The 16421-nt window shown below is 74.0% G+C and carries 14 protein-coding genes and 4 pseudogenes; 13 read left to right on the top strand and 5 right to left on the bottom strand.

Annotation, left to right across the window (positions count from 1 at the left end):
• Positions 1 to 59: 59 nt before the first annotated feature.
• The 3 genes and pseudogenes from ACZ411_RS10800 to ACZ411_RS10790 all read left to right on the top strand — a co-directional run.
• A pseudogene (locus tag ACZ411_RS10800) lies at positions 60 to 911 on the top strand (S8 family serine peptidase); the annotation flags it as partial.
• Between the two features lie 226 nt (positions 912 to 1137).
• Positions 1138 to 1272, top strand: a pseudogene (locus tag ACZ411_RS10795) (S8 family serine peptidase); the annotation flags it as partial.
• 43 nt (positions 1273 to 1315) lie between these two features.
• The gene (locus ACZ411_RS10790) at positions 1316 to 1819 is read left to right on the top strand and encodes a hypothetical protein (protein WP_464170556.1); all 504 of its coding nucleotides are present in this window, start codon (positions 1316 to 1318) and stop codon (positions 1817 to 1819) included.
• Positions 1820 to 1949: 130 nt separating this feature from the next.
• Here ACZ411_RS10790 and ACZ411_RS10785 read toward each other — a convergent pair whose 3' ends face one another.
• The gene (locus ACZ411_RS10785) at positions 1950 to 2117 is read right to left on the bottom strand and encodes a hypothetical protein (protein WP_464170576.1); all 168 of its coding nucleotides are present in this window, start codon (positions 2115 to 2117) and stop codon (positions 1950 to 1952) included.
• Between the two features lie 80 nt (positions 2118 to 2197).
• Here ACZ411_RS10785 and ACZ411_RS10780 point away from each other — a divergent pair, with 80 nt between their 5' ends.
• From ACZ411_RS10780 to ACZ411_RS10755, 6 genes and pseudogenes are all read left to right on the top strand, one after another.
• A complete protein-coding gene (locus ACZ411_RS10780) occupies positions 2198 to 2605 on the top strand; it encodes a hypothetical protein (RefSeq protein ID WP_464170574.1) in 408 nt (135 codons plus the stop codon).
• Between the two features lie 727 nt (positions 2606 to 3332).
• Positions 3333 to 3845 carry a S8 family serine peptidase gene (locus ACZ411_RS10775; RefSeq protein ID WP_464170514.1) on the top strand — a complete coding sequence of 171 codons (513 nt, stop codon included), beginning with the start codon at positions 3333 to 3335 and terminating at the stop codon, positions 3843 to 3845.
• Positions 3754 to 4746, top strand: a complete 993-nt coding sequence (locus ACZ411_RS10770) for a S8 family serine peptidase (RefSeq protein WP_464170512.1) — start codon at positions 3754 to 3756, stop codon at positions 4744 to 4746. The genes ACZ411_RS10775 and ACZ411_RS10770 overlap by 92 nt, the downstream gene beginning before the upstream one ends.
• Complete coding sequence (locus ACZ411_RS10765) at positions 4743 to 6425, top strand: hypothetical protein (RefSeq protein WP_464170510.1); 1683 nt, start codon at positions 4743 to 4745, stop codon at positions 6423 to 6425. Before ACZ411_RS10770 ends, ACZ411_RS10765 begins: the two co-directional genes overlap by 4 nt.
• A gap of 24 nt (positions 6426 to 6449) precedes the next feature.
• A pseudogene (locus ACZ411_RS10760) lies at positions 6450 to 7088 on the top strand (ATP-binding cassette domain-containing protein).
• Positions 7089 to 7672: 584 nt separating this feature from the next.
• Entirely contained in the window at positions 7673 to 8506 is an 834-nt protein-coding gene (locus ACZ411_RS10755; protein WP_464170554.1) for an ABC transporter permease, read from the top strand.
• Between the two features lie 49 nt (positions 8507 to 8555).
• Here ACZ411_RS10755 and purU read toward each other — a convergent pair whose 3' ends face one another.
• Positions 8556 to 9428 carry a formyltetrahydrofolate deformylase gene (gene purU / locus ACZ411_RS10750; protein ID WP_094116548.1) on the bottom strand — a complete coding sequence of 291 codons (873 nt, stop codon included), beginning with the start codon at positions 9426 to 9428 and terminating at the stop codon, positions 8556 to 8558.
• 77 nt (positions 9429 to 9505) lie between these two features.
• On the opposite strand from purU, the gene ACZ411_RS10745 reads away from it, so the two are divergent.
• From ACZ411_RS10745 to ACZ411_RS10735, 3 genes are all read left to right on the top strand, one after another.
• The gene (locus ACZ411_RS10745; RefSeq protein WP_464170507.1) at positions 9506 to 10813 is read left to right on the top strand and encodes an MFS transporter; all 1308 of its coding nucleotides are present in this window, start codon (positions 9506 to 9508) and stop codon (positions 10811 to 10813) included.
• A gap of 29 nt (positions 10814 to 10842) precedes the next feature.
• Positions 10843 to 11772, top strand: coding sequence for a hypothetical protein (locus ACZ411_RS10740; RefSeq protein ID WP_464170505.1), 930 nt, complete (start codon positions 10843 to 10845; stop codon positions 11770 to 11772).
• 80 nt (positions 11773 to 11852) lie between these two features.
• Positions 11853 to 13103, top strand: a complete 1251-nt coding sequence (locus ACZ411_RS10735) for an Nramp family divalent metal transporter (RefSeq protein ID WP_464170503.1) — start codon at positions 11853 to 11855, stop codon at positions 13101 to 13103.
• A gap of 96 nt (positions 13104 to 13199) precedes the next feature.
• Here ACZ411_RS10735 and ACZ411_RS10730 read toward each other — a convergent pair.
• Positions 13200 to 13873, bottom strand: a pseudogene (locus ACZ411_RS10730) (metal-dependent transcriptional regulator).
• A 118-nt stretch (positions 13874 to 13991) separates the two neighbouring features.
• Between ACZ411_RS10730 and ACZ411_RS10725 the strand changes: the two are divergent.
• Positions 13992 to 15023: an aldo/keto reductase gene (locus ACZ411_RS10725; protein WP_464170501.1), complete on the top strand. Its 1032-nt coding sequence runs from the start codon at positions 13992 to 13994 to the stop codon at positions 15021 to 15023.
• On the opposite strand, the gene ACZ411_RS10720 is transcribed toward ACZ411_RS10725, so the two are convergent.
• Together ACZ411_RS10720 and ACZ411_RS10715 are read right to left on the bottom strand one after the other, a co-directional pair.
• The gene (locus ACZ411_RS10720) at positions 14963 to 15673 is read right to left on the bottom strand and encodes an MFS transporter (protein WP_464170552.1); all 711 of its coding nucleotides are present in this window, start codon (positions 15671 to 15673) and stop codon (positions 14963 to 14965) included. The genes ACZ411_RS10725 and ACZ411_RS10720 overlap by 61 nt on opposite strands.
• A complete protein-coding gene (locus ACZ411_RS10715) occupies positions 15628 to 16401 on the bottom strand; it encodes an MFS transporter (protein WP_464170499.1) in 774 nt (257 codons plus the stop codon). The genes ACZ411_RS10720 and ACZ411_RS10715 overlap by 46 nt, the downstream gene beginning before the upstream one ends.
• Between the last annotated feature and the right edge of the window lie 20 nt (positions 16402 to 16421).

Here is a 16421-nt window from a genome sequence, read left to right as displayed (position 1 = left end):
TACCGCGACGGGCAGGGCATCACGTTCCGGAAGGCCGACGGCGGCGACTTCCGCGGCGCCTGCGAGACGGGCGACGGCTTCACGGCCGCCGACTGCTCCACGAAGGTCATCGGCGCGCGGTCCTTCGTGGCCGGGTCGGCGGGACGCGTTCGGGCAACCCGCTCGGGCCGCAGGAGAGGCGGTCGCCGCGCGACGTCAGCGGACACGGATCGCACACGGCCAGCACCACCGCGGGCGACGCCGACGTGCCCGCCGACATCCGGGGACGCGGCCTCGGCACCATCGCGGGCGTCGCCCCGGCCGCCAAGGTGGCGGCGTACAAGGCCTGCTGGAACGGACCTGACCCGACCGACGACATGGACGACGGGTGCGCGCTCTCCGACGTCGTCGCGGCGATCGACCAGGCCACGGCCGACGGCGTCGACGTCATCAACCTCTCGATCGCCTTCGACGGACCGGCCCTGGACGACGAGCAGCGCGCCCTGCTGGGCGCCGCGAGCGCCGGGATCTCCGTGGCCGCGGCCGCGGGCAACAGCGGCCCGGACGCGGGCACCGTCTCGAACGCGGAGCCGTGGATCACCACGGTCGCGGCCGGCAGCGTGCCGGACAGCTACCTGGCCACCGTGACGCTCGGCGACGCAGTACGCCGGGGGATCCATCACGGTCTCGTCGCGCGTCTCCGGTCCGCTCGTCCGCGCGTCCGCCGTGGGTGTCGCCGGCGCGAGGTCGCCGGGGCGCTGCGGGAAGGGCACGCTGGATCCGGCGAAGGCGAAGGGCCGCATCGTCCAGTGCGACCGCGGGGTCTCCGCGCGCCGCCTCGAGAAGGGCGACGAGGTGCGCGCCGCGTCGGCGGCATCGGGATGGTGCTGACCGACGTGGAGGCGGACGCCGACGATCTCGACGCCCACTCCGTGCCGACCGTGCACCTCGACGCCGACGCCCGGCCCGCGGTCGCGGCCTACGCCGCGACCGCGGGCGCCACGGCGACGCTCACCCCCGGCGACACCGCCGGCGTCGAGCGCCCCGCCCCCAGGTCGCCGACTTCAGCTCCCGCGGTCCCGTCGCGAGGACGGCGGCGACCTCGTCAAGCCCGACATCACGGCACCGGGCGTCGACATCCTCGCGGCGTCCGCCGACGTGGACGGGAGGCCCGGGTTCGCCCTGGAGTCGGGCGCGTCGATGTCGTCGCCGCACATCGCCGGACTCGCGCTCGTCTACCTCGGCCTGCACCCGCGGGCCACGCCCGCGGAGGTCAAGTCCGCGATGATGACGACGGCGACGGACACGGTCGACGCGCAGGGGGCGGCCGTCACCGATCCCTTCGGCCAGGGCGCGGGCGAGATCGCTCCCGGCCGGTACCTCCACCCGGGCCTCGTCTACGCGAGCGGTCCGCGCGACTGGGCCGGGTTCGCGGCCGAGACCGGGCTCGCGCTGCCGGATCCCGCGGCTCCGGTCCCAGGTCGCGCAGCTCAACCTCCCGAGCCTCGCCGGGGGGTCGCTCACCGCCGACAGGACGATCACCCGCACGGTGACCTCGCAGACCGCGGGGACGTGGGCGGCGTCGGTCCAGGGGCTCGACGGCGTCGACGTGACCGTCACCCCGGCGAGGCTGACGTTCACGGGGCCGGGCCAGACGCGCGCGTTCCGGGTGCGCCTCTCGCCGAGGGCAGGAGGCGCCTCGGACGCCTGGAGCACGGGATCGCTCACGTCGTCGGGGCCCGGCGGCACCGTGCGGAGCCCCGTCGCGGTGCGGCCCCCAGGGAGGTCGACGCGCCGCCGTCGGCGACGGGCGCCGGGAGCACCGGCGAGGTCGCCGTGACGGTGACCCCGGGCGTCACGGGCCGCATCGACCTCACCGCCTCCGGGCTCGTACCGGGGCGGGTGCTGCGCCCCTCGACCGGGCCGCGCACGGGACCGACCGGGTCCGTGGCGGAGGGTGACCGGTTCGATCACCCGATCACCGTCGCGGCGGGAGTGAGGGCGCTGGTGATCAACGCGCTGCCCCGCGACGGCGTCTCCGACCTCACCCTCGAGCTGGCGAGGGTCGCCGCGGACGGCTCCTCCGAGGTGGTGGAGACGAGGACCAGCTCGTCGCCGTCCGAGCGCATCGTGCTCACGGCACCGCCGGCCGGCAGGTACGTCGTCGGGGTGCAGGCCGAGGCGGTCGCCGGGCTCCGCGAAGGAGGCCGACGTCGATGTGACCCGCTACGACGTCACCGCCGCGCAGGGGCAGGGGTCCTTCGCGGTCGCACCCGCGCAGCTCCCGGTGACCCAGGGCCGGAAGGCGACATGGACCGCGTCGTGGTCCGGGTTGGCGGCGGGGGCGCGCTACGTCGGGCTGGTGTCCTACTCGGGGACGGAGCGCGACGACGCTCGTCGACGTCGTGGCGCCTCCACACCCACGCCCACGCCCACGCCGACGCCGACGCCGACGCCGACGCCGACGCCGACGCCGACGCCGTCCGCGCCGGCCGCCACCACGCCGGCGCCGACCCCGTCCGTGGTCAGCGCCCGTCGCGGCCGGGACCCCGCCCGACGCGCGGCGGCCATCCCGACGGGCGGCGCGGATCGGTCTGACGTGATCCTGAACACCTGCCGTACGTGAGGCCCCCCGCGAAGCACCGGATCGGTCCCGATGCGCATCGGATCGCCGAGATCACCAGGATCGACAAGGCTGTGCAACTGTTACACGGCGGTAACAAGCGGCCTATCTCAGGGCGAATACCCGGGGTATGTTGAGGATTCGTGCGCGTCTTCGGGGCGCGTGCGGGCCACTCATCCCCACTGAAGGACGTGTTCGTGATCCCACGCTTCTCCAGGCTCCGCACGGAGCCGAACCGCAGCATCCCTGCGCAGGGCGACGGCCTCCGCCGCCATCACCGCCCTCGTGGCAGCCGGCCTCGTGACCGTCGGAGCGGGAGGCGCCATGGCCGCCCCCGCCCCGACCGTCGCGAAGCAGGCCGTCGACCTGAAGGACGGCCGCTACATCGTGACCCTCGCCGACGAGGCCGCCGCGACCTACCAGGGCGGGGTCTCCGGGCTCGCCGCCACGCAGACCCGATCGGGCACGCAGCTCGACGCCGACGCCGCATCCGTCGTCGAGTACACCGACTACCTCGAGGGACAGCAGGAGGAGGTCGCCGCCAGCGTCGGCGCCGACATCGACTACTCCTACCTCCCTCACGGTCAACGGCTTCTCGGCCGACCTCACCGCCGAGCAGGCTGCGCGTCTCTCGTCCGACCGCAAGGTCGCGAGCGTCGAGCCCGACCGCATCTACCACCCCACCTCCACCCCGGCCGCCGACTTCCTGGGCCTCACGGGCCCGGACGGCGTGTGGGCGAAGACGGGCGGGCAGGACTCCGCGGGCGAGGGCGCCGTCATCGGCGTCATCGACACCGGCATCGCCCCCGAGAACCCCTCCTTCGCGGGCGAGGCGCTCGGCACGACGGCCGGCGACGCGCCCTACCTCGACGGGTCGACGATCCGCTTCGACAAGGGCGACGGGACCCAGTTCACGGGCCTGTGCCAGACCGGCGAGCAGTTCACCGCCGCGGACTGCAGCACGAAGGTGATCGGCGCGCGCTACTACGTCGACGGCTTCGGCAAGGCGAACATCGGCACCGCGAAGACGGGCGAGTACGTCTCCCCGCGCGACGGCGACGGGCACGGCTCGCACACCGCGTCGACCGCGGCGGGCGAGTCGGGCGTCGAGGCGACCATCGCGGCGCGCCGAGCTCGGCGAGATCTCCGGCGTGGCACCCGCGTCCAAGATCTCGGCCTACAAGGTCTGCTGGTCGGGTCCCGACCCCGCCGTGACCACCGACGACGGCTGCGCGGGCGCTGACCTCGTCGCCGCCATCGAGCAGGCGACCGCGGACGGCGTCGACGTCATCAACTACTCCATCGGCGGCGGATCGGCCGAGACCACGGTCTCCGCGACCGACGTCGCGTTCCTCGGCGCGGCGGCGGCCGGCATCTTCGTGTCCGCCTCGGCCGGCAACTCCGGCCCGGACTCCTCGACCCTCGACAACGCCTCGCCGTGGATCGCCACGGTCGGCGCCAGCACGGTGGCGGGCAACTTCCAGGCCACGGCGCAGCTCGGCGACGGCCAGGCCTTCGCGGGTGCGTCGATCACCGTCACCGAGCCCGTCACGGGCGCCTTCGTCACCGCGGCGTCCGTCGCCGCGGCCGGCGCCACGACGCCCGCCCTCTGCGGTCCCGGCGTCCTCGACCCGGCGAAGACCGCGGGGAAGATCGTCCTGTGCGAGCGCGGGACGTTCGACCGCGTCGCCAAGTCGGCCGAGGTCGCCCGCGCGGGCGGGATCGGCATGGTGCTCGCGAACCCGACGCCGAACTCGACCGACTCCGACACCCACTCGGTGCCGACCGTCCACCTCGACGCGGACGTGTACGCGGCCGTCACGGCCTACGCGTCCACGCCCGGCGCGACCGTCACGCTCGTCCCGGACAACACGACCGGCATCGAGGAGCCGACCCCCCAGGTCGCCGGCTTCAGCTCGCGCGGCCCGGTCCTCGCGGACGGCAGCGACATCCTCAAGCCCGACGTCACGGCGCCCGGCGTCGCGATCATCGCGGCGACCAACAACGCCGAGGGCGGCGAGCCGACCTACGGCCTCCTCTCCGGCACGTCGGATGGCGGCCCCGCACGTGGCCGGCCTCGCGCTGCTCTACCTGGGCGAGCGCCCGAACGCGCCCGTCTCGGAGATCAAGTCGGCCCTCGATGACCACCGCATACGACACGGCGGACGGGGACGGCCAGCCCGTCACCGATCCCTTCGTGCAGGGCGCGGGTCACGTCGACCCGACGGAGTACCTGGACGCCGGGCTGCTCTACCTGAACGGCCTCGACGACTGGCTCGCCTACATCGCGGGCGTGGGGATCGAGACGGGCTCCGACCCGATCGACCCATCGGAGCTCAACCTGGCGAGCATCGCGATCGGCACCCTGACCGGCGCCGAGACCGTCACCCGCGAGGTCACCTCGACGAGCGCCGGCACCTACGCCGCCACCGTCCAGGGCCTCGAGGGCGTCGACGCGATCGTCACGCCGAGCACGCTCGAGTTCACCGCCGCCGGCCAGACGAAGTCGTTCGAGGTGGCCTTCACGCGCACCACGGCGCCCGTCGACGAGTACGCCACCCGGGTCGCTGACCTGGACGAGCGCCGACCACGTCGTGCGCAGCCCCGTCGCCGTCAACCCCGTCTCCATCGCGGCCCCGGCCGAGGTGCAGGGCACCGGCATCGACGGAGTACCGTCGACGTCACCGTCACCCCGGGCACCACGGGCGAGATCGCGCTGACCGCCGAGGGCCTCGCCCCCGGCGTCGTGATCCCGAACCCGAAGGACAAGCGCTCGCCCTTCACCGGCTCCGGCAAGGCGAAGTCCTCCTTCACCTACCCGGTCACCGTGCCGGAGGGCCTGCTGGCCACGCGGATCGACGTCGACTCGGCGGACGACGCCGCGGACCTCGACCTCACGGTCACGCGCCTCGAGGACGGGGAGGCCGTGGAGCAGTTCGTCTCGGCGACCGCGTCGGCCGACGAGTCGGTCACCATCGAGGACCCGACCGCGGGCTCGTACGTGGTGCAGGTCGACGTGTTCTCGATCCCCAAGGGGACGCGCACGCAGGACTTCACGGTCACCACGTTCGACCTGTCCACGACGACGGACGAGGGCGCCTTCCAGGTGTCCCCGAACCCGCTCGACGCGGTGCAGAGCGCCCCGACCACGTACACGGCGTCCTCGACGGGCCTCGAGCCCGAGACCGCGTACCTCGGTCGCGTGGCCTACTCGGGCACCGGCGCCACCACCTACGTCCGCGTGGAGTCGGGCCCGATCCCGGCACCGGTCGCCACGGCGCCTCCCGTCATCTCGGGCACGCCCGTCGTCGGGCAGACGCTCACCGCGTCGACCGGCGAGTGGGAGGCCGAGGGCCTCGCGTTCTCGTACCAGTGGTACGCGGACGGGAAGCCGCTCGCCGGCCAGACGCGCGCGACCTACCGGGTCTCGCCCTCGGTGGCGGGCAAGTCGATCACCGTCGTCGTGACGGCGAAGCCGGCCGCAGGGGCTCTCGGGCGCCGCGACCAGCGAGGCCGTCGTGGTCAAGCTGGCCAGCACGGTCACGGTGGGACTCGAGCCGTCCGTGGTCACGAGCACGCAGAAGGCCGTCGTCACCGTGAAGGTCGACAGCGCCGCCAAGGCGGCGCCGACCGGCACGGTGGTCGTGGAGGTGGGCTCGGACTCGTACGAGGTCACGCTCGACGCGAACGGCACCGGCCGCGTGGAGCTGCCGGCGTACGCGAAGGGCCGCTACACGGTCACCGCCACGTACGCGGGCGACGCCGCCAACGCGGCGAGGACCAGCTCGCCGAAGTACCTCTCCGTCAGCCGCTGACCGGCTGATCCGAGGACGTCCCCGAGGGGCGGGTGCCGACCGGCACCCGCCCCTCGCGGCGTCCAGGATCCATTGCGCGGGGAAATCACCGGCGCTACCATGCGCCATGGCCGTCATCGAAGCCGAGGGGCTCGTCGAGACCTCACCGCCCCCGCGGTGCGCCGCCGGTGCACGCGCTCGCCGGCCTCGACCTGCAGGTCCCGGAGGGGACGGTCCTCGGCCTGCTCGGACCGAACGGCGCCGGCAAGACCACCGCCGTCAAGGTCCTCACCACGCTCATCCGGCCGGATGCGGGCACCGCGCGCGTGTCGACGGGGTCGACGTGCTCACGCGAGGGGCGGACGTCCGGGCGATGATCGGCGTGTCCGGCCAGTACGCCGCCGTCGACGAGAACCTCGCCGGCGTTCGAGAACCTGGACATGGTCGGGCGGCTGTACCACATGGGCCGACGCGCGTCGCGGGCGCGGGCCGACGAGCTCATCGCCACCTTCGGGCTCACGGAGGCGCGCGACCGCGCGGTGAAGGGCTTCTCGGGCGGCATGCGGCGTCGCATCGACCTCGCCGGCGCCCTCGTCGCCCCGGCCCCGCGTGCTGTTCCTCGACGAGCCGACCACCGGCCTCGACCCGCGCAGCCGGCTCGGGGCTCTGGGGCGTCATCACGCAGCTGGTGACGGAGGGCACCACGGTGCTGCTGACCACGCAGTACCTCGAGGAGGCGGACCGGCTCGCGGACGACATCGCCGTGATCGACGGCGGGACGGTCATCGCGCGGGGCACCGCCGACGAGCTGAAGAGCTCCATCGGCGGGCACCCGGGTGGAGGTCGCGCTCGTCCGCGACGCGGACGCGCCCGCGGTGCGGGGGATCCTCGAGCGGGTCGGCACGACGTCGCCCGCGGTCTCCTCGGACGGCCGGACCCTCTCCGTGCAGGTCGACGACGGACCGCGGGCGCTCGCCGCGGTCGTCGGCGAGCTGACCGCCGCCGAGGGCGTCGAGCTGCACGACGCCGGCATGCGCCGCCCGACCCTCGACCACGTCTTCCTGCGCCTCACCGGGCACGGGACGGACGACGGGGACCGGGACGAGGGGGAGCTGGCCGGCGGAGCCGGCGTCGGAGGCCGGGACGGATCACGCCCGCGCCGCGACCGCGGATCCGCCGCCGTCCGCGGATCCGCGGCCGTCCGACCACCCGCGCCGCGACGCCCGACGGGCCGCGTCATGACCGCCGTCGACGGCCGCCGCGCGGAGGCCGGGGGATGCCGGGCGCCCGCCCCCGCCCGGAGCAGCGCGCCACCCTCGCGACGTGGCTCACCGACGGCTGGATCGCCACGCGCCGCAACCTCATCAAGATCAAGCGGCTGCCGGACATCCTCGTGTTCACGCTGATCCAGCCGATCATGTTCGTGCTGCTGTTCAGCTTCGTCTACGCCGGTGCGATCGACATCCCGGGCAGCGACTACAAGGAGTTCATCATGGCGGGCATCTTCGCCCAGACCGTGGTGTTCGGCTCCACCTACTCGGGCTCCGCCATGGCGAACGACCTGAAGGACGGGATCATCGACCGGTTCCGCACCCTGCCGATGAGCCCGTCGGCGGTGCTCGTCGGGCGCACCAACGGCGACCTCCTCATCAACGTCTTCTCGATGGTCGTGATGCTCGCGACGGGCTTCGTCGTCGGCTGGCGCGTGCGGTCGAGCCTGCTGGAGGCGCTCGCGGGGGTCGCCCTCCTGCTGCTGTTCGCCTACGCGCTCTCCTGGGTGATGGCGTTCCTCGGCATGAGCGTGCGGAGCCCCGAGGTGATCAACAACGCATCGTTCCTCGTGCTGTTCCCGCTCACCTTCATCAGCAACGCGTTCGTGCCGAGCGACACGCTGCCCACGCCGCTGCGCGTGTTCGCCGAGTACAACCCGGTGTCCTCCGTGGTGCTGGCCGCGCGGCAGCTGTTCGGGAACGTGCCGCCGGGCACGCCGGTGCCCGATGCGGTGACGCTGCAGCACCCCATCCAGACGACGCTGATCTGGGCCGTGGTGCTCCTCGTGGTCGCCGTGCCGCTGGCCGTGCGGAAGTACCGGACGATCAGCACCCGCTGAGCGGGGCGGGGCCGGGGCGGCCGGGCAGCGGCGGGCGGCCGCGTCGGCGTCAGCGGAAGATGATGGTGCGCGCGCCGTCGAGCAGCACCCGGTGCTCCGCGAACCAGCGCACGGCCTGCGTGAGGGTGCGGGACTCCTCGTCCTGCCCGATCGCCATGAGCTCCCGCGCGCTCCGCGAGTGGTCGACCCGCACCACGTTCTGCTCCACGATCGGGCCCTCGTCGAGGTCGCTCGTGACGAAGTGGGCGGTCGCGCCGATGAGCTTGACGCCCCGCGCGTGCGCCTGCTTGTAGGGGTTCGCGCCCTTGAAGCCGGGCAGGAACGAGTGGTGGATGTTGATGATCCGGCCGCTGAGCGCCGCGCAGAGCCCGGGGGAGAGGATCTGCATGTAGCGGGCCAGCACCACCAGCTCGATGTCGTGCTCCTCCACGGCACGCATCACGCGGGCCTCGAACGCCGCCTTCGACCCCTCGTCCGTCACGGGGACGTGCTCGAACGGCACCCCGTAGAAGCCCGCGAGGTCGGCGAGCCGCCCGTGGTTGCTGAGGACGAGCGGGATCTCGACGGGCAGCTGCCCCGCGCGCTGCCGGAACAGCAGGTCGTTCACGCAGTGCTCGGCGGTGGAGCCCAGCACGAGCGTGCGCAGCGGACGCCCCACCTCGTCGAGGTGCCACGTGGCGTCGTACCGCTCGACCACCGCGGAGAGGGCGTCGGCCAGCCGGTCGTCGTCGTCCGCCGCCTGCACCTGCAGCCGCATGAAGAACCGGCCCGTGTCGGCGGAGGAGAACTGCTGCGACTCGGTGATGTCGCCGCCCGCCGCGACGATGGCACCGGCGATGGCGTGCACGATGCCCGGCCGGTCGTCGCAGGAGAAGCTGAGGACGCGGTGGGGCGCGCGGGCGCGGGTGGCCTGGTCGGTCATCCGTCTAGGCTATTGCCTGGCTGCGCGGATCCCGCCGGCCCCGGGAGCCCTCCCGCCGTGACGTCCCCGGGGTCCACATGACGAACACCTCCCCCATCTTCCTGCCCGATCCCGACCGGGCCGGTGGCCGCACCCGCCGCTCGCCGGCGCCGCACGACGCGTCGGATCCGGCGTTCCGCTTCCCCTGGGTCGGCATCCTCACGCTCGCGGCGTGCGTGTTCCTCAGCGTCACGAGCGAGATGCTGCCGACCGGCCTCCTCAGCGAGATGAGCGGCGACCTCGGGGTCGAGGAGTCGCGCGTCGGCCTCCTCGTCTCGGTCTTCGCGATCGCGGTGGTCGTGTCCAGCGTGCCGCTCGCGGCCCTCACCCGCCGCGTCCCGCGGCACGCGCTCCTCCTCGCGGTGCTCGCGGTCTTCGCGACGAGCAACCTCCTCACGGCGCTCGCGCCCACGTTCGAGCTCGTCACCGCGACCCGCGTGCTCGGCGGCCTCGCCCACGGCCTGTTCTGGGCCATCGTCGGCGCGTACTCGGCGCACCTCGTGCCGCCCGCGCTCATCGGCCGCGCGGTCGCGCTCACGGTCGGCGGCGGGAGCCTCGCGTTCGTGCTGGGCGTGCCCCTCGGGACGGCGGCCGGGCAGGCGTTCGGCTGGCGGGCGGCGTTCGCCGGCATCGGCGTGCTGACGCTGCTCGGGATGGTGCTCGTCTGGCGCTTCCTGCCCGCGGTCGGCCGGCCCGCACGCGACGCCCCGCCCGTCGTCGCCGAGGGGCGGCCGGGGATCCGGGAGCGCATGTCGGGGCAGGGCGTCGGCGGGGTGCTGTTCGTCTGCCTCACCGCGATGGTGATCATGATCGGCCAGTACGGCTTCTACACGTACGTCGACCCGTTCGTCACGCGCGTCATGGGCATCCCCGAGCAGCAGCTGAGCGCCATGCTCTTCGGCTACGGCATCGCGGGGGCGCTGGGGCTGCTCCTCGCGGGCACCCTGTTCCCGACCCGGCCGCAGCTGGGCGTGCTGCTGGGGCTCGCGGCGGCGGGGATCGGCGTCGGCTCCCTCGCGCTGGTGCCGGGCATGTGGGCGCTCGCGATCCCCGGCTTCCTCCTGTGGGGCCTGGCGTTCGGGGCGATCCCGACGCTGCTGCAGACCCGGATGCTGCACGCCGCGCATCCCGCGTTCCGCGACACGGCCAGCTCCTTCTACACGACGGCGTTCAACGTGGGCATCGGCGGCGGCGCGCTCGTGGGCGGGGCGCTGCTCGACGGGCTCGGCATCGCGTCGCTGCCGGGGGCGTACCTCCTGGTGCTCGCGGTCTCGGTCGTGCTCGTCGTCGGATCCGCGGGCCGTGCCGTCCGCGTCCGCGCGGCCGCCGCCCGCCCGACGCCCTAGCGCCGGCCGCGCCGCGCGCGTGCGGGAGGATGGGTGCCGTGACCACGACCCCCGCGCCCCTCGGCCTCCTCCTCGACGTCGACGGCCCCATCGCCAGCCCGATCACCCGCACGCTCGCCATCCCGAGCATCGCGGCCGACCTGGTGGAGCTCGCGGCCGCGGGCGTGCCGATCGTGTTCAACACCGGCCGGTCCGACGCCTTCATCCGCGCGCAGGTCGTCGGCCCGCTCGTCGACGCGGGGCTCCCCGCCGGCGCGCGCGTGCACGCCGTGTGCGAGAAGGGCGCGTCGTGGTTCTCGATCACGCCCGAGGGTGCCGGCCAGGTGCACGTCGACGGCTCGCTCGCGCTGCCGGAGGCGTTCATGCGCGACATGGAGCGCCTCGTCGCGGAGCGCTTCGCCGACTGGATGTTCTTCGACCGCACCAAGCTCGCGATGGTCTCCCTCGAGCAGCTCACGAGCGTCGCCTCCGCCGACTACCTCGCCGTCCAGCCCGACCTCGACGCGCGCGCGGTCGAGATGCTCACCGCGCACGGGCTCGGGTCCGTCCTCGAGGGCCGGGAGACGCCCGACGCGGACGGCCGGGTGCAGGTGCGCGTGGACCCGACCATCATCTCCACCGACGTGGAGTCGATCCGGCTCGGCAAGGACCTCGGCGCCGCGCGCGCCCTGGAGCTCCTCGCCGACAGCGGCCCGCTGCCGCTGCGGTGGCGCACGGTCGGCGACTCGCGCACCGACTACGCGATGGCCGACTGGCTGCACGCGAACGGGCACGAGGTCGCGCACGTCGACGTGCGGCCGGCGGACGGGATCCCGGCGACGCCGTACCCGGTGCTCACGGCCGGCGACCTGATCCACGACCACGCCGGCGCCGCGCTCCTCGCGCACTGGGTGCGCGTGGTCCGCGGCGAGGAGGCGGACGACTCCGCCTTCCTCGCGCCGGGTCGCGCGGCGAGCTGAGCGACGGGATCCGGATCCGCCCCTGTCCACCGCCCGCGACGGATGTTAGCCTCGGCTAACACTTCTTCGGAGAGGCTGTCATGACCCGCACCGCCCCCACCCGCCGGCGCGCGGGTCGGCCCGTCACCGGCCCGCGCCTGGTGCTCCTGCTGGGCCCCGCCTTCGTCGCCGCCATCGCGTACGTCGACCCCGGCAACGTCGCCGCCAACCTCACCGCGGGCGCCCGGTACGGCTACCTGCTGGTGTGGGTGCTCGTGGCGGCGAACCTCATCGCGGTGCTCGTGCAGTACCAGTCCGCGAAGCTCGGGCTCGTCACCGGTCGCAGCCTCCCCGAGCTCCTCGGGCAGCGCCTGCCCACCACGCGGCGCCGCGCCTTCTGGGTGCAGGCCGAGCTCATCGCCGCGGCGACCGACCTCGCCGAGGTCATCGGCGGGGCGATCGCCCTGCACCTGCTGTTCGGGATCCCGCTGCTGGCCGGCGGCGTGATCGTCGGCCTCGTCTCCATCGGCCTGCTCGCGGTGCAGTCGCGGCACGGGCAGCGGCCGTTCGAGCTCGTGATCGGCGCCCTGCTCCTCGTCATCACGGTCGGCTTCCTCACGGGGCTCGTCGTGAGCCCACTCTCCGCGTCCGGCATCGCGGGCGGCCTCGTGCCCCGGTTCGACGGGCCGGACAGCGTGCTGCTCGCCGCGAGCATGCTCGGCGCGACCGTCATGCCGCACGCGGTCTACCTGCACTCCTCCCTCAGCCGCGACCGGCACGGCGTGCAGCGGGACCCGGGCGTGCTGCGGCGGCTCCTGAAGGCGACGCGCTGGGACGTGATCGCGGCGCTCGCCGTGGCCGGCGCCGTCAACATCTCCATGCTCCTCATCGCGGCGGCGAGCCTCGGGGGCGTCCCCGGCACCGACTCCATCGAGGGCGCGCACGCGGCGATCACGGCGTCGCTCGGTCCCGTCGTGGGCGTCGTGTTCGCGGTCGGCCTGCTCGCGTCCGGGCTCGCGTCGACCTCGGTCGGGGCCTACGCCGGCGCCGCGATCATGGGCGGGCTGCTGCACGTGAAGGTGCCGCTCCTCGCCCGCCGCGTGGTGACGCTCATCCCCGCGCTCGCGATCCTCGCGGTGGGCGTCGACCCGACCACGGCGCTCGTCATCAGCCAGGTGGTGCTGAGCCTCGGGATCCCGTTCGCGCTCATCCCGCTCATCCGCCTCACGGGCGACCGCCGCGTGATGGGCGAGCACGTCGACCGGCCGCTGACGCGCATCGCGGCCTGGGTCGCGGTCGCGCTCGTGGTGGTGCTGAACGTGGCGCTGGTCGCGCTCACCTTCGGCGGGTGAGGGGCGGCGGCCGTTCGCGGACGGGGTCAGCCGACGTCGGACACCCACACCGCGGAAGGGGTCAGCCGACGTCGGACACCCACACCGCGGAAGGGGTCAGCCGACGTCGGACACCCACACCGCGGACGCCGCGGCGGGCGTGAGCGGCCGCCCCGCGGATCCGTCGACCGTGACGATCACGGCTCCCGGGTCGGCGTCGAGCGCGGCGGTGCGCACGAGCGTCGCGTCGAGCCCGATGCCGTGCTCGGCGAGCTCGCGCAGCAGCCGCGGGTCCTCGTCGGAGATGCGGCGCACGCGCAGGGGACGGTCGGCATGCGCCCGCGAGGCGCGTGGCGTCGGGCAGGTGCGGCTCGCCGTCGGCCGACGATGGGGTCGCCGTGCGGGTCCCGGGACGGGTGCCCCAGGTGGGCGTCGATGCGCGCCACGAAGTCGTCGGAGACCGCGTGCTCGAGCACCTCGGCCTCGTCGTGCACCTCGTCCCAGCCGTAGCCGAGCACCTCCACGAGGAACGTCTCGAGCAGCCGGTGGCGCCGCACCATCTGGATCGCGTGCCGCCGCCCGTCGTCGGTGAGCTCGATGCTCCCGTAGGGGCGGTGCTCCACGAGGCCGCGCGCGGCGAGGCGGCGGAGCCCGTCGGAGGCGGTGGCCGGCCGGACCCCGAGGCGCTCCGCGAGGCGGGTGACGGTGACGGGCTCGTCGGACCACTCGGTCGCGGTCCAGATGAGCTTGAGGTAGTCCTGGGCGGCGCTGGTGAGCTCGTCGACGGACATGCCGCCATGGTACCGAGCGTCCCGGACGCCCCTCGGGCGACCCGCGACGCCGGCGCGGTGCATGCTGGAGGGTGACTGCGGGCAGGGACGCCCGCGGCGGATCCGATGGAGGAACCACATGCAGTACCGCACTCTCGGCAACAGCGGCGCGATCGTGTCGACCTACGCGCTCGGCACGATGACCTTCGGCGCGGAGGCGGACGAGGAGACCTCGGGCCGCATCCTCGAGGCCTACGTCGCGGGCGGCGGCACGTTCATCGACACCGCGGACGTGTACAGCGCAGGCGTCTCGGAGGAGATCGTCGGCCGGTGGCTCGCGGCGCACCCCACCGAGGCGGACCAGCTGGTCATCGCGACCAAGGGCCGCTTCCCGATGGGGGAGGGGAACAACGACGTCGGCACCTCGCGCCGCCACCTCGTGCGCGCCCTCGACGACTCGCTCCGCCGCCTCGGCGTCGAGACCATCGACCTGTACCAGATGCACGCGTGGGACGCGGTGACCCCGCTCGAGGAGACCCTGCGCTTCCTCGACGATGCCGTGCGTGCCGGCAAGATCTCCTACTACGGCTTCTCGAACTACCTCGGCTGGCAGCTCACGAAGGCCGTGGGGCTCGCGAAGGCGCTCGGGTACACGCCGCCCGTCACCCTCCAGCCGCAGTACAGCCTGCTGGTGCGCGAGATCGAGTCGGAGATCGTGCCCGCCTCCCTGGACGCCGGCATCGGGCTCCTGCCCTGGTCGCCGCTCGCGGGCGGCTGGCTCACCGGGAAGTACCGCCGCGACGAGGCGCCGACGGGCGCGACGCGGCTCGGCGAGGACCCGGAGCGCGGCATGGAGGCGTTCGCGCCCCGGAACGGCCAGGAGCGCACGTGGGCGATCCTCGACGAGGTGCGCCGCATCGCCGACGCCCACGGGTCGAGCTCCGCGCGCGTCTCGCTCGCATGGCTCGAGGCGCAGCCCGCGGTCACCAGCGTGATCCTCGGCGCCCGCACCGTGGAGCAGCTCGAGGACAACATGGCGAGCGCCGACCTCGACCTCACCGAGGAGGACATCGCGTCGCTCAGCGCGGTGAGCGCGCCCGTGGTGTCCGACTACCCGTACGGCCCGGCCGGCGTGCAGCAGCGCCACCGCGCGATCGACGTGCGCGGCTGAGCCGGCCGCCGGCCGCCCCCTCGTCCGCTCCGGCGACGCGGGGGCGCCCAGGCGCCCGCCGTGCGCGGCGTGATCCGCACCCGCGGGACGTGCCGACGCACCACGACCTCGAGGGTCAGCTGGCCGCGGCGGGCGAGGATCACGGCCACGACGGCGGCGGCCAGCGCGGGCACGCCGCCCGAGACGACCATGCCGACGTGCACGCCGAAGGCCTCGACGATCCCGCCCATGAGCGGTCCGCCCACGGCCTGACCGCCGAGGAGCACGAGCACGTAGACGCTCATGACCCGCCCGCGGATGGCGATGTTGCTCGACAGCTGCACGAGCGAGTTCGCCGCGGTCTGGAACAGCAGCGCCGACATGCCGACCGTGACCAGCACGACGGCGAACGGCGCGATGCCGGGCATGAGGCCCGCCGTCGCCTGCAGGAGGCCGGTGATCCCGACGCCGATCACGATGGTGCGCAGCCGGACGCTCGCCCGCCGGGTCGAGAGCAGCGCGCCCGTGAGCGCGCCGACGGCGACCATGGAGTTGAAGAAGCCGTAGCCGCCCGCGCCCACGTCGTAGACGTCGCTCGCGAACGCCGCCAGCAGGACGGGCATCGTCAGCCCGAAGACGCTGAAGACCGCCACGAGGACGACGGGCCACAGGATGGTCGGCTTCGACCGGGCGTAGCGAAGCCCTCCGCGAGCTGGCCGCGACGCCTCGGCGCGGGCGGGATGCGGATGAGCTGCCGCGCGTCGAGGCTCCACAGGGTGAGCACCACGACGACGCAGGCGAGCGCGTTGATCGCGAACGACCAGCCGGCGCCGACGGCGAGCAGCAGGATGCCGCTCAGCGCCGGGCCCACCATGCCGCCGAGCTGGAACACGGAGGAGTTGACGCTGATCGCGTTGCGGAGGTGCTGCTGCCCGACGATCTCGGTGACGAACACCTGGCGCGCCGGGTTGTCGATCACCGTCGCGAGGCCCGTCGCGAAGGCGATGGCGAAGATGTGCCACGCCTCGACCCGGCCGGTGAGCGTGAGGACGGCCAGGAGCGCGCTCAGCACGGCGTAGGTGCCCTGCGTGATCATCATGAGCATGCGCTTCGAGCAGCGGTCGACGATGACGCCGCCGAGGAGGCCGAAGAGGAGCATGGGCGCGAACTGCATGGCCACCGTGACGCCGACCGCGGTGACGCTGCCGGTGAGCTCGAGGACGAGCCAGTCCTGGGCGATGCGCTGCATCCACCCGGAGGTCATGGCGATGACGTTGGAGGCGGTGAAACGCCGGAAGTTCGGCACGCTGAGGGCGATGAGGGTGTGGCGCCACGGCGGGCGGCGGGTCTGGATCGGGAGCGGGGCGGTCGGGGGGAAGGCGTTCGGCGGCGGGGTCACTTCATCCTGCGGTGTGCGTT

This window comes from Clavibacter sp. AC415 (assembly GCF_979252985.1).
The sequence above is the reverse complement of the archived record's forward strand: the minus strand, read 5'-3'. Positions and strand labels throughout refer to the sequence as shown.